The sequence below is a fragment of the Microlunatus speluncae genome (assembly GCF_009299835.1).
Lineage (GTDB): Bacteria > Actinomycetota > Actinomycetes > Propionibacteriales > Propionibacteriaceae > Microlunatus > Microlunatus speluncae.
In genome coordinates this window covers 90,107-102,722 of sequence record NZ_VKCZ01000009.1, presented here as the reverse complement: position 1 = coordinate 102,722, position 12,616 = coordinate 90,107, and the positions used below count along the sequence as shown (strand labels likewise).

12 protein-coding genes are annotated in these 12,616 nt (G+C 69.4%); 8 read left to right on the top strand and 4 right to left on the bottom strand.

Going from position 1 to position 12,616, the window contains the following annotated elements:
- Window positions 1–4: 4 nt before the first annotated feature.
- The 5 genes from FNH24_RS13345 (at window position 5) to FNH24_RS13325 (ending at window position 5,835) form a co-directional block, all read left to right on the top strand.
- Window positions 5–931, top strand: a complete 927-nt coding sequence (locus tag FNH24_RS13345; protein WP_246186872.1) for a carbohydrate ABC transporter permease — start codon at window positions 5–7, stop codon at window positions 929–931.
- Window positions 931–1,812, top strand: a complete 882-nt coding sequence (locus FNH24_RS13340) for a carbohydrate ABC transporter permease (RefSeq protein WP_152362681.1) — start codon at window positions 931–933, stop codon at window positions 1,810–1,812. The genes FNH24_RS13345 and FNH24_RS13340 overlap by 1 nt, the downstream gene beginning before the upstream one ends.
- Window positions 1,809–3,866: an alpha-galactosidase gene (locus tag FNH24_RS13335; RefSeq protein WP_161606125.1), complete on the top strand. Its 2,058-nt coding sequence runs from the start codon at window positions 1,809–1,811 to the stop codon at window positions 3,864–3,866. Before FNH24_RS13340 ends, FNH24_RS13335 begins: the two co-directional genes overlap by 4 nt.
- A gap of 110 nt (window positions 3,867–3,976) precedes the next feature.
- The gene (locus FNH24_RS13330; RefSeq protein WP_152362679.1) at window positions 3,977–4,924 is read left to right on the top strand and encodes a phytanoyl-CoA dioxygenase family protein; all 948 of its coding nucleotides are present in this window, start codon (window positions 3,977–3,979) and stop codon (window positions 4,922–4,924) included.
- 26 nt (window positions 4,925–4,950) lie between these two features.
- On the top strand, window positions 4,951–5,835 hold the full coding sequence (locus FNH24_RS13325) for an AraC family transcriptional regulator (RefSeq protein WP_152362678.1): 885 nt from the start codon (window positions 4,951–4,953) through the stop codon (window positions 5,833–5,835).
- Between the two features lie 60 nt (window positions 5,836–5,895).
- On the opposite strand, the gene FNH24_RS13320 is transcribed toward FNH24_RS13325, so the two are convergent.
- From FNH24_RS13320 to FNH24_RS13310, 3 genes are all read right to left on the bottom strand, one after another.
- Window positions 5,896–7,953, bottom strand: a complete 2,058-nt coding sequence (locus FNH24_RS13320) for a DUF4185 domain-containing protein (protein ID WP_152362677.1) — start codon at window positions 7,951–7,953, stop codon at window positions 5,896–5,898.
- Between the two features lie 103 nt (window positions 7,954–8,056).
- A complete protein-coding gene (locus FNH24_RS13315; protein ID WP_217428204.1) occupies window positions 8,057–9,307 on the bottom strand; it encodes a nucleotide disphospho-sugar-binding domain-containing protein in 1,251 nt (416 codons plus the stop codon).
- Between the two features lie 58 nt (window positions 9,308–9,365).
- Window positions 9,366–10,073, bottom strand: a complete 708-nt coding sequence (locus FNH24_RS13310; RefSeq protein WP_161606124.1) for a TetR/AcrR family transcriptional regulator — start codon at window positions 10,071–10,073, stop codon at window positions 9,366–9,368.
- Window positions 10,074–10,178: 105 nt separating this feature from the next.
- Between FNH24_RS13310 and FNH24_RS13305 the strand changes: the two genes are divergently transcribed.
- The 3 genes from FNH24_RS13305 (at window position 10,179) to FNH24_RS13295 (ending at window position 12,075) form a co-directional block, all read left to right on the top strand.
- Window positions 10,179–11,204, top strand: coding sequence for an L-idonate 5-dehydrogenase (locus tag FNH24_RS13305; RefSeq protein WP_152362675.1), 1,026 nt, complete (start codon window positions 10,179–10,181; stop codon window positions 11,202–11,204).
- Window positions 11,205–11,368: 164 nt separating this feature from the next.
- Window positions 11,369–11,737: a hypothetical protein gene (locus FNH24_RS13300; protein WP_152362674.1), complete on the top strand. Its 369-nt coding sequence runs from the start codon at window positions 11,369–11,371 to the stop codon at window positions 11,735–11,737.
- Window positions 11,737–12,075 carry a hypothetical protein gene (locus tag FNH24_RS13295; RefSeq protein WP_152362673.1) on the top strand — a complete coding sequence of 113 codons (339 nt, stop codon included), beginning with the start codon at window positions 11,737–11,739 and terminating at the stop codon, window positions 12,073–12,075. Before FNH24_RS13300 ends, FNH24_RS13295 begins: the two co-directional genes overlap by 1 nt.
- On the opposite strand, the gene FNH24_RS13290 is transcribed toward FNH24_RS13295, so the two are convergent.
- Window positions 11,999–12,610, bottom strand: coding sequence for a hypothetical protein (locus tag FNH24_RS13290; RefSeq protein ID WP_152362672.1), 612 nt, complete (start codon window positions 12,608–12,610; stop codon window positions 11,999–12,001). The genes FNH24_RS13295 and FNH24_RS13290 overlap by 77 nt on opposite strands.
- Window positions 12,611–12,616 lie beyond the last annotated feature (6 nt).

Below are 12,616 nucleotides of genomic sequence, written 5' to 3'. Positions count from 1 at the left end.
GGCCGTGGGCACTCTGGCCGGCCCGGAGACCAGGCCGGACGGCCGGCGGCGGCGGGCGCGGGGGGTGTTGCGCGTGCCGCCCGTCGTCTGGTTGTTCTTGATCATTCCGGTCGTGGTCGAGTTGTTCTGGGTCTTCTGGCCGGCGTTCAACAGCTTCCAGCTGTCGCTGACCCGATGGCAGGGGGTCGGCGCCGCCGAGTTCATCGGCCTGACCAACTTCACCAATCTGGCCGCGGATCCGGTGTTTCAGACGGCGTTGAAGAACAACGCGATCTGGGTGGTCCTGTTCGGTGGGCTCTCGGTGATCGGTGGCCTGATCCTGGCCGTGCTGCTGAACAAGCCGCGTCGCGGCGTCGGCGTCTACCGGGCCGCGATCTATCTGCCGATGGTCTTCTCGCTGGCGGTGACCGGCCTGTTCTGGCGAGTGATGTACGCGCCGGACGGCCCGATCACCAGCTTCTTCGAAGGCCTCCGGATCGAAGCCCTGGCGACCCCGTGGCTGGCCTCTCCCGATCTTGCCCTGTACGGCGTGTTGATCGCCGCCGTGTGGCGTCAGGTCGGCTACATCATGGTGCTCTATCTGGCCGGCCTGAAGAGCTGTGACCCGGCACTGGAGGAGGCCGCCGCCGTCGACGGCGCCAATCGGTGGCAGCGGTTCTGGCATGTCGTGATGCCGCAGCTGTCCGGGGTCAACACGGTCGTCTTCGCCGTCACCGTGATCGACTCCCTGCGCACTTTCGACATCGTCTGGTCGATGACTCGCGGCGGCCCGTACGACAGCAGTCAGCTGCTCAGCACCTACATGTTCCAACAGGGCTTCACCGTGGTGAACCTCGGCTACGGCTCGGCCATCGCCGTGATCATCTTCCTGCTCGCGATCATCTTCATCATCACCTACCTGGCCCGGGCGGCCCGGGGAGAGGACGACTGATGGCCACCATCGAGGCTCCCGTGACCCGCGGCACGACCGCCGGCAACGGACAGCGACGCCGCGGTCCGGGCCGGAACTCGCCCTGGTTCCACGTCGGGATGATCCCGTTCACGCTGATCTACATCTCGCCGTTGATCTTCGTGGTTGCGGTGTCGCTGCGCCCGTTCGACGACATCACCCGCCGCGGCATCGCGGCACTGCCGGGGGTTCTGTCGTTCGAGGGTTTCAGCACCGCCTTCAGCGCCGGAGTCCGGCACGCCCTGCTGAACAGCGCCCTGGTGACGGTGGTGACGGTGCTGTTCACCCTGTTGCTGGCATCGATGGGGGCCTTCGCGCTGAGCCGGTTCCGGATCCCGTTCCGGCGGACGATCTTGCTGACCATGCTGGCCGGCAACCTGCTGCCGCCGCAGATCCTGCTCATCCCGGTGGCCAAGATCGCCGAGGGGTTGGGGATCTACGACACGCTGCTGGCGCTGATCGTGGTCCAGGTCGGCTTCGGTCTCGGCTTCTACACCTTCGTCCTGCACGGCTTCATGCGCGGCATCCCGCGCGAGGTGTTCGAGGCGGCGGTGGTCGACGGTGCCGGCGCGATCCGTACCTATGTCCAGATCGTGCTGCCATTGTGCCGCCCGGCCCTGGCCGCCCTGGGCGCGTTGGCGACGACCTGGGTGTTCAACGATCTGATCTGGGCGATGACGGTGCTCCGGACCGAGACCAACTTTCCGATCACGGCCGCCCTGTTGAACCTGCAGGGCAGCTTCATCAGCAAGTGGAACGTGGTCGCGGCCGGTTCGATCATCGCCGCCATCCCGCCGGCGATCGTGTTTTTCCTGTTCCAGAAGCACTTCGTGTCCGGGCTGCTGGTCGGGGCCAACAAGTGAGCCGGGACCGGGACCGGCCGACCTGGGAGCTGGCGACGGCGACCGGGGTCTACCGGGTCGGGTTGGCACCCGGTGATCGGGACCAGTCCGATCTCGGGCCGGTGCAGCTCGGCTGGGACGTCGCGCTGGGCCCGGTGCCCGACCTGCCGACCGCCTCCGGCTGGGACACCCCGGCCGACGTGCTGCCGCTCGAGTACGCGGTGCTCGGCACCCGGCAGCGGCAGACCTCGGAGTTGATCATCGATCAGGGCGACGGCCTGGTCGGCGCCCGGGTGGCCTGGGAGCCCGACGGCGAGCTGATCGAGTCCGGCGCCGACACCACGCTGCTGTTGCGTGGACTCGACAGCACCGGCCGGATCGAGCTGGAGCTGAGGATCGCCGCCAGTCGTGATCATGACGTGGTGGCGAAGCGGGTCACGATCACCAACGTCGGCCGGCGCCGGATCACGCTGTCCCGGGCCTTCGCGCCGGCCTGGGACCTGCCGATGCCGGAGCCGGCCGAGCTCGGCTTCCTGGCCGGGGACTGGTCGGCCGAGTTCACGCCGCACCGGGTCACCCTGCCGGCCGGGACGTTCACCATCGGCAGCCGGCAGGGCGTCACCTCCGCCAGCTACTCCCCGGTGATCAGCATCGGCGGCTCCGGTCCGGCCTACGGGATCGCGTTGGCCTGGAGCGGGTCCTGGCGACTGGCGGCGGAGGCCGTACCGCTGTCGGGACGGATCCGGATCGCGGCCGGCGTCGATGACGAGAGCTGTGTGATCACGTTGGATCCGGGGGAGGCGTACACGACGCCGGACATCCTGGGGATCCGTGCCCCGGAAGGGATCGAGGGCCTGCCCTGCCGCTGGCACGACTACCAGCGCGCCGTGCTCAGCCGGGACACCGGCCTCGCTCACCGGCCGATCGTCTACAACTCCTGGTACGCCACCGAGTTCGCCGTCGAGCAGGATCACCAGCTCGCGCTGGCCGACGTCGCGGCCGAGATCGGGGCCGAGGTGTTCGTGGTCGATGACGGCTGGTTCGCCGGCCGGACCAGTGACCGGTCCGGACTGGGGGACTGGACGCCGGACCCGGTCAAGTTCCCGGCCGGCCTCGGCCCGTTGATCAGCGACGTTACCGAGCGCGGCCTGCGGTTCGGTCTGTGGGTCGAGCCGGAGTCGGTCAACCCGGACAGTGATCTCTACCGACTGCATCCGGAGTGGGTCTACCGCGCCGGCGACCGGCCGTTGATCACGGTCCGGAACCAGTATCTGCTCGACTTCGGCCGGCCCGAGGTGGTGGCCTGGGCCGAGCGGATGTTACGCACGGTGCTGGCCGATCACCGGATCAGCTATCTGAAATGGGACCTGAACCGTCCGGTCAGCGACGGCGGCCGGCCCGGCGATGATCATGGCCGGCAGTGGTCGGTGCAGCACGTCGAGGGCTACCACCGGGTGTTGCGGATGCTCCGGCGGGAGTTCGGACACGTCACCGTCGAAGCCTGCTCGTCCGGCGGTGGCCGGATCGACGCGGCCGTGCTGGCGCTGACCGACGTGGTGTGGACCAGCGACGAGACCGGACCGCGGGACCGGCTGGCGATCCAGCACGGCTTTCTGTCCGCCTACGGCCCGCACCTGATGAGCTCCTGGGTCACCGACGAGGCCGACCGCCGCGACCGGACACCGGCCAGCTTCGAGTTCCGGTTCCTGGTCGCGATGGCCGGCGTGCTCGGCGTCGGCTCCGACCTGCTCCGCTGGGGCTCGGACCGGCGGGCCCGGGCCGCGGAGTTGATCACGCTCTACCGCGATCTTCGCCCGGTCATCCACACCGGCCGGGTCGAACAGCACGGCACACCGGCCGATCCGGTCTACGCCGTCGAGTACGGCACCGCGGACCGAACCGTGATCTTGGTCTACGGCCGCCCCGGTCGCCCCGACCGGCCGGTGATCACCCCGCGGACCCTGCAAGCCGGCCGCAGCTACCGACTCGGCGACGGCCGGTCGATCACGGCGGACAGCCCGATCGAGGTGCCCTTCGCCCTGGCCGACGATGCCGACGTCCTGATCCTGGAGTGAGCGAATAGTCCAGGAAGTACGTCTCCGGGGCATGGAGTTCCGCGAACGCAATCGGCAGAGTTGATCGAAACGGCGCCACCGGCGATCAACCTCACAGGGGAGAGACACCCATGACCACCTCGGACATCGCGACCGCCAATCCGACCGTCGAGCTCGTCGATTCCAGCCCGCTGCTGGGCCACCCGCAGGCCCTGCTGGAGCGGGCCGCGGTGGACGGCTATCTGTTCTTCCGCGGCCTGCTGGACCGCGACCGGGTGCTCGGGCTGCGCCGGCAGCTGATGCAGGTGGTTGCCGATCACGGCTGGCTGCAGGACGGCACCGACCCGATGGACGGCATCGCCGACGTCGAATCGTTCAACCGGGTCGACCCGGTGGCGGCGGCATTCTGCGGCACCGGGGTGCCGCTGGCGGCCTACCAGGACATCTACCGGGTGCAGGAGTTCCACGGGATCGGCCATGACCCGGCCATGATCAACTTGTACGACCAGCTGCTCGGCGGCAACGTGCTGCGGCAGCCGTTGTCGATCGCGCGGGTGATGGTGCCGAGCGCGAAGTTCCAGCCGACCCCGGCCCATCAGGACTTCATCCACATCCAGGGCACCAAGAATGTCTGGACGTCCTGGTTCCCGTTGGGTGACTGCCCGGTCGAGCTCGGCGCGTTGACCGTGCTGGTCGGGTCGCAGGCCGACGGGCTGTTGACGTACCACGCGGCGCAGGGGGCGGGGGAGTTGGAGGCCTACATCTGCGACTCCGGGCTGTCCTGGGGAGTAGCCGACTTCCGCGCCGGTGACGTGCTCACGTTCACCAGCCTGACCGTGCACCGGGGGATGCCCAATCTCAAGGGGGAGCGGGTCCGGCTGTCGCTGGATCTGCGCTACCAGCGGGCGGACGAGCCGATCACCCGCGGCTCGATCACGCCACACTGCGACATCCTGCCGTGGGACGAGATCTATCGCGGCTGGACCGATGAGAGCTTGAAATACTACTGGCAGGATCGCGGCCTGACCCTGGTCGATCACAACGAGGAGCTGCGCTGGCAGAAGAACAAGATCTGCTGAGATCGGAGACACCGCGGATCGCCCGGGTGATCAGCGACCCGGCGGCGCGGGACGGCGGCCCGGGCTTCCCGGTGATCGGCTTCGCCGCGACCGTACAGGCGCATCCTGGTGATCATTCCGGCTATCCGCGGGTCGAGTCGCGGATGCTGCTGGCGGGGATCTCCGGCCGCGGAGTGGTGGAGATCAACGGCGTGGAGCACGACCTCACCCCGGAGATGATCATGGTGCTGCCCTGGGGGCACCGGGTCGCCTATCGGCCGGACCGGACCGATCCCTATCTGGTCTACGGTGCCCACCTGATCCCGTGGCACGCCGCCGATCACCCGGTCGAGCTCGCGGTCCCGCACCATCCCGATCATCGGCTGGCCGGCGTGCCTTGGCGGGCCGACGCTGATCTCGGCATCGACGCCGGGCTGTGGATCACCGACGAGACCACACATCCGACGCTGAAGACCTTGATCAAATTGATCGCCCAGGTGTGGGACCGCGGCACCCCGGAAGTCGAGACGGCCCGCGCACTCGGGGTGCTGGTCGCCGGCGAACTCGCGGCCGCCGACCAGATCTTGCCGCAGAACGACCGCCGGTTGCCGCTCCGACTGCGCCGGGTGCTGACCTGGATCACCGCCGAGCCCGGCCGGCCGATCACGGTCGCCGATCTTGCAGCCGTTGCCGACTGCAGCACCGCGACGCTGACCCGACTGTTTCGCCGGCACCTGGACACGTCCCCGCTGTCCTGGGTGCTGCGGGTGCGGATCAAGGTGGCGCAGGAGTTGATCACCACGACCTCGCTGCCGGTGGGCCAGATCGCCCGCCGGGTCGGCATCGTCGATGCCTACTACTTCTCCCGACAGTTCCGCCGCCACACCGGCCTCTCGCCCACAGACTGGCGACGCCGCTGGGCCGGCCCGTAGCGTCGCTGCGGAATCGACCCTGGTCGAGAAACGTACGGTGGGGGCGGCTCGATGATCTTGCTACTCGAGCTCGATGTCGTCCAGTTGGAGCCATATCTCCGATCCGATCCCGATCAGGCCCGCGGCGACGGTGAGCTCGGTCGCATCGGCGGGCACGGTGACTCGCAGGGTCTGGCGTTGATAGGAGGTCGCCGGGCCGAATGGCTGCTCGGCGAGCACGGTGGTGCCGGCCCGGATCTGGAATCGGCCGTTGCCGGCCGGGAAGTTCGAGGAGGTCCGGAACCAGCCGCTGAGCGTGTAAGTCGCACCCGGGCGCACCGGGATCCGTTGCGTGTAAGCGTTCCAGTCGCTGCGGGCGGTGCGGATCCAGGCATTGTTGGCGCCGCTGTGCGCGTTGCCGAGGCCCCGGTCGGTGCCGTGGCCGGCGAGCCCCTCGAACCCCCAGGTCGGCGAACCGCCACCGTAGGCCTCCCAGCCGCCGTTCGCGACCTGCGGCCGGTACGACACCGCCACCTCGGCCACCGAACTGAAGGTCCGGCTGCCACCGGCGGCGCCGAACACGCGGATGCCGTCGGTGCTCACCGGCAGGAACGTCATGGTGTATGTCGTGAAGCTGCCGGCCGTGGCGTCGCCCGGATAGGCCGGGCTGGTCGACTGACCGGGCACGTCGAACCACTCGCCGGCCCGGCGATACTGCACCCGCGGCCGGCCGTCGAACCAGCCGCCGGTGGCGGTGACCTCACCGGTGGTGAACTCGACTCGATTGATCATCCGGCGGCGCGGCCAGGTGTAGCCCCACCAACTGGACGGCTTCACCTCGTCGTCGAAGTCGTTCTCACTCGTGCCGAGATCACCGTCGTTGAGCCGGTCGAGCAGCCCGGTCGAGGAGGACTTCGAGATCGCCACCGTGCCGGGCGCGGCGGCCAGGTTCGCATCGGCCGGGACGTTGTCCGGCGGCGCCGGATCGGCCGGGACGAGGCTCATCCGGCGCAGGTTGAAGTTGTACCGGGTCTTCAGCTCGCCGCAACAGAACACATTGGACTGCAGATACAGCGTGCGCTCGTCGTCGGAGATGAACTTGGACGGGATCGTCGTCGCGTAGCCGCCGTGCTTCGCGTCCGACCACGGGGTGCCGCCGAAGTCGCGGCTGCTGAGGTGACGCCACGGCCCCCACGGTTGCGGCGATTCGTAGAGCTCGAAGGTCGGCCCGGTCCAGGACGCGTACAGATAGCGCTTCGATCGCGGCAGATAGGTCACGCCGCCCTGGCTGATCACGGTCAGGTCGCCGCGGGCGGTGCCGTAGCGCTGCTGATAGAGCCGGCGGGTGTCGGTGAGCACCGGCCGCTTGGCCTCGATTCGCGCGGTCCAGGTCGGCCGGCCGTCGAGGTCGGTGCCGGCGTAGAACCGCCACGCCTTCCGGTCCTGTACCCGGTCGATCGGGATCCGGGCCAGGAAGACGTCCTGCGGGTCCGGCACCTTGTCCGTGGCCGAGTCGCGCCAGTTGCCGTCGAGACCATAGGCGTACGCGAAGCCGTCCGGCGCGTCGGCGTTGCCACGGCCGAAGTCGGCGAACCAGATCGTGGTGAACGTGTGATCATCGAACATCGGCGACCGCTTGTCCCAGGTCCAGGTCCGGCCACGGTCGGTGGACTTGGCGATCGTCGCCGCGGGCGCGTCGTTGAAGTCCTTGGCCAGGTCCTGCACCGCCAGATAGAGGGTGTCGCCGATGCAGAGCATCCCGGTCGGTTTCCGGTTGTAGCCAACGGGATTCCAGATGTTGCCGAGCTGGGCGGCCCGGGCCACGGCTCGGCCGGCGAGCTCGGCCGGGCCACCGGTCACCTCGTTCAGCACGATGTCGTTGGCCGGGATGTCGAGGCTGAAGCCGCGGCCGTCGCCGTTGGCGGTGTAGAGGTTGTCGTTGGCCGCCCAACAGGACGGCCACAGGTCTCCGGTGCTCTCGGTGACCAGGGTGCCGCCGCGATCGATCTCGATCGTGCCGGCGTAGCTGCTCGGCGGCGGGACCTCCGCGGCGCCCGGTTCGGCTTCCGCGGGCGGCCCGACCAAGATCAACGGAACGACCGCCAGAGCGAGGGCGATCAGTGGGACGGTCGGTCTCATCGGCAACTCCGGTCCACGGCGGCGGGGATGACCGGAGACTTTCATGCAATCGGTTGCAGAGCAAGGGTTCGTGGCTGGGCTCAACCGTGCCCGGCAGTCGCGGTCAGGGCAAGGTCGGGCCGGCGGCCGGCGTCCGGCCGGCGACCAGCTCGTCGATCAGGTCGGCGGCGGCCACGGCCCCACCGCCGGCCGGCAGGGATTTCCCGAGGGTACGGGCCGCGGCTCGGCGGGTCGGGTCGGCGAGGCAGTCGTCGACCGCGGCCCGCAGCTCGGCCGGCGGCACGGCGCGGTGCGAGAGATGCTGCCGCAGCACCACTCCGGCACCGCGCTCGGCCACGGCCCGGCCGATGATCATCTGTTCGAACTGCTGCGGGACCACGACCAGCGGCACGCCGAAGTGCAGCCCCTCCAACGCGCTGTTCATGCCGCCGTGGGTGACGAACACCGACGCCCGCTCCAGCACCCGGAGCTGCGGCACGGAAGACCGGACCAGCGTGTTGGCGGACGGTCGGCCGAGCCGGGCCGGATCGATCTCGGTGCCGACGGACAGCAACACCCGGGCCGGCAGGTCGGCGAACGCCTCGAAGCATGATCGGAAGAACGCTTCGCTGCCGGTGTGCAGGGTGCCCAGGGAGACCAGCACCAACGGCTCCGCGGTGGCCAGCAGGTCGGTCAGGTCGGCGTCGTGATCATCGGTGCCGGAGGCCGGCTCGATGGTCGGGCCGACGAAGTGGCACGTCCGGTCGAGCCGCGAGTCGGATCCCTGCATCCATTCGGGGATCGGGAAGAGCGTCAGGTCACCGCGCATCGGGAAGATCGGCCGCGGCGGCAGGCTCCCCGTACCGAAGCGTCGGACCATCCGCTGCCGGGCCGCGACGGTGCCCGGGATGCCCGCCACCGACTCACCGACGAAGGAGATCAGCTCCCGCGCTCCGAGGCTGCGCAGGCCGTCCGCGCCGAGCAGCATCGTCGTCATCAGGGAGATCATCGGCAGCCCGAGACTGGCCGCCGCCATCCGCCCCCAGAGGGCGTTCGAGTCGAACGCCATCGCGGCCGGCGGCCGATCGCGGAGGTCGTCGATCAGGAACGGCACCAGCGCGTGGGTGGCGTCCAGCACCCGGGTGACGACCTCGACCGGGCCACCGTGCCGCGTCGCCTCGGCGATCATGGTCGGGGAGATCGCGCCGGCGGGATAGGGCCGGAACTCGGCGCCGAGCCGCTCCACCGGGCCGCGGAACTCTTCGGTGGCGTAGTAGCTGACCGCGATCTTGCGGCGGACCAGCTCCCGGACCAGCGGTACGGTCGGATTGACGTGGCCGGCCGCCGGCATGGCGGTCAGGGTGATGTGGTTCATCGAACCCTCTCGGTGAAGTCGATCTTGCTGCGGTTGATCTTGGGGCGGCTGGCGATGATCATGAACGTTCCTCGGTCCCGGCCGGGCGCCGGGCGATCTCGGCCGCCAGTCGGTCGCGGAGCTCGCGGTACTGCACCAAGATCGCCGCGGCCGCCGCGGCGATGGCCGGCGGCTCGGCCGGGCCGGGTGGCTGGACGGCCGCCGCGACGCTGTCGTGCAGGGCCTCGGCGATGGTGGCCGGCTTGAGGTCGCCGGTCGCTGGATGCAGATAGAAGCCGGTCTGGATCGCGCTCAGCATCAGGCCGATCCGGTCGAGCTCGAGATCGTCGCGGAGCAGCCCGTGATCGCGGCACAGCCGCAGCAGGGACCAACTGATCTCGCGGTTCCACGCCCGCAGCGGTTCGACGGCGTCCTCGTGCGCGAGCGTGCCGAGCAGGTCGTGATCCCGGGTCAGCATCGCCCAGATCAGCGGCCGGCTCCGGGCCGCGAGGTAGGTGAGCCGGGACTGCTCGGCCGGCGGCGCCGCGGCCGGATCGCGCTCGATGGCCGCGATCAGCTCGTCCGTGATCGCCAGCGACTCGCGCATCAGCACGGCGCCGAGCAGCCGGGACCGCGACTCGAAGTGCAGATAGACGGTGCCCTTGCCGATGCCGGCCCGGCCGGCCACCTCCGCGATGGTGACCCGCTTCGCTCCCCAGCGCAGCAACAGCTCGGCCACCGCATCCAGGATCCGCCTGTCCCGCCGTTCGTACTCGCTCTCGGACATGGTCCTCCTGACCGATGACCAGATTATCCTTTTGGTCACGAACATCCCAGGGATGGGTTGTGTGGCATCGGTTACGCTGCGGCCCATGTCAGCCGGAGGGGACCGATGAGGGCGGTGATCGCGCACGGCGCGGGCGATCTTCGGGTCGAGGAGGTGGCCGATCCGACTCCCGGGCCGGGTGAGGTGCTGGTCCGAATGGAATGGGGCGGCATCTGCGGCTCGGATCTGTCCTACTGGCGGCACGGCAGCACGGGCACCGCGGTGCTGACCGAACCGCTGATCCTCGGCCACGAGGTGGCCGGCCGGGTTGCGGCGTTCGGTCCCGGCATCGAGGCCACCGGGTACGAGCTCGGAGACCCGGTCACCGTGCACCCCGCGACGGTGGTCGGTGATCAAGAACTACCCGACCGGATCGCCGGCCGCAGCAACCTGCACCGGATGGTCCGCTACTTCGGCTCGGCGGCCTTCACCCCGCACACCCCGGGTGGCTTCTCCGGCTTCCGGGTGGTCTCACTTGATCAACTGCGGGCGGTGCCGGCCGGGGTCGAGTTGCGGGCCGCCGCGGTGGCCGAGCCGCTGGGCGTCGCCCTGCATGCCGTGCACCGGGCCGGCGACCTGACCGGCAGATCGGTGCTGGTCAGTGGCTGTGGCCCGATCGGCGTGCTGGTCGTGGCCGCGGCCCGAGCGGCCGGAGCGGCGATGATCACGGCCGCCGACGTGGCTTCGTACCCGCTCGGTATCGCCCGCCGGATGGGCGCCGACGCGGTGGTTGATCTTGCCGCCGGCGAGCCGTTGCCGGCCGACGTCGAGGTGACGATCGAAGCCTCCGGTGTGCCCGCGGCGATCGGTCCGGTGTTCGCCGCGACGGCGCGCGGCGGAGTCGTGGTCCAGGTCGGCAACCTGCCCGGCGGCCCGCAGCCGGCCGACCTGGCGGCCCTGGTCAGCCGGGAGCTCGACTACCGCGGCAGCTACCGGTTCGTCGACGAGATCACCGACGCCTTGCGGCTGCTGGCCGGCGGACTGGACATCGAGCCGCTGCTGACCCACACCTTCGATCTTGGTCAGGTGACCGAGGCGTTCGAGGTCGCCGCCGGTCCGCAGAGCAGCAAGGTGATGTTGCGCCTCGGCTGATCGATTCGTGCCACGCGGGTTCTGAGGAATGGGCCCATTGCAATCTGCCCACGTTCTCACGAGCCCCGAAAGGGCCGGTCGGTGGTTACGGTCTGGCGAGGTGGGAAGGCTGACGCAGACCCACCGGAACAGTCGGACCAGTGTGGGGAGCGACGCGTGATCGGATGGATGTAGTCGAAGCATCGAGTTGGTCGCTGTTCGGTCTGGAGGGCGTGTTGCTCCTGGCCGGCGTCGTCCTGGCCGGGTTCCGTCGAAGGAGTCATCCGACCGCCGCCCGACTCGCGGTCGCCGGGCTTCTCGGCGTGCTGTGCTGCAACTTTCTCAGGGTCGGGATCTCCCTGTTCTACCCTCGGCTCCCTCCCGGGCAGGGGTCGGCCGAATACTGGCAAGCCCAGCAGTTCGGCCTGCTGTCCCTGCACCATGTCGTCAGTTTCATCGGAGCCGTCGGCTGGGCATTGGTCCTGGGGGCGATTTACGTCCAAGGCGGGCAACCACAAGCGGCCGGCCAGGAGCAGATCAGGGACGCGCACTGATGGACACGTTCTCCATGTTGTTGAGCGGAGCGAACCAGTTCCTCGGCCTCTCCCCGTTCCTGGCTGGGCTGATCGTCGCGTTGTTGGCCAGAACAGCCCGATCGCGGACCAGATGGCTCGTTGGGGTCGGCTGTCTGCTGCCGCTGCTGAGTGCTGTCGGCAGTCGCGTCCTGGTCTCCACCGACTTCCTCGTCGGCCTCGACGGTGAGCAGCTCTATCGGGGATACGACCTGCTGGACCTTGGCGAGCAACTGCTCCACCTCACCACCGTCGTCCTGTTCCTGCTGGCTCTGGGGACAGTGCTCCGACCCCGCACCGTCGCCGGCGCAGATAGCTGATCGCGAGCAGCAGCAGGCACGGACCCCAGAGCACCATCGGCGCATAACTGATCAACTGCACGGTGAGCGGGAAGCCCCGATCCATGCCGGCATCGAACGCGGTGCCGGTGATCGCGGCGTACGGCACCCCGAAGGTCCAGACCATGATCAGTCCGGCGCCGCCGGTGATCGCCAGCAGGGTCGGCAGCCAGCGGTTGATCACCCGGCCGCGGAGCACCGGGATCCATGGTGGGACCACCTCGCCCCAGCGCTGGACCAGGCCCAGAGCGAGCAGCGCCAGCAGCTCGGAGATCAGACTCAGCAGCACCATCCGAAACGCCCCGAACGGCGTGTCCAACCGCGACCGGGTGATCCAGGCGAGGTCATAGCCGGGCCAGTCGATCCCGGCGGCGATGCCCAACCGCCACAGGGCCGACGGCAGGGTCAGCAGCGTGATCAGATGCGCGATCCGCCACGATCTCGACGACACCCCGGCCGCCCGGTGCCACCAGGCTTCGGCCCGCACGGTGGACCGATCACTGTCCAGCTTCGCCATGCCACC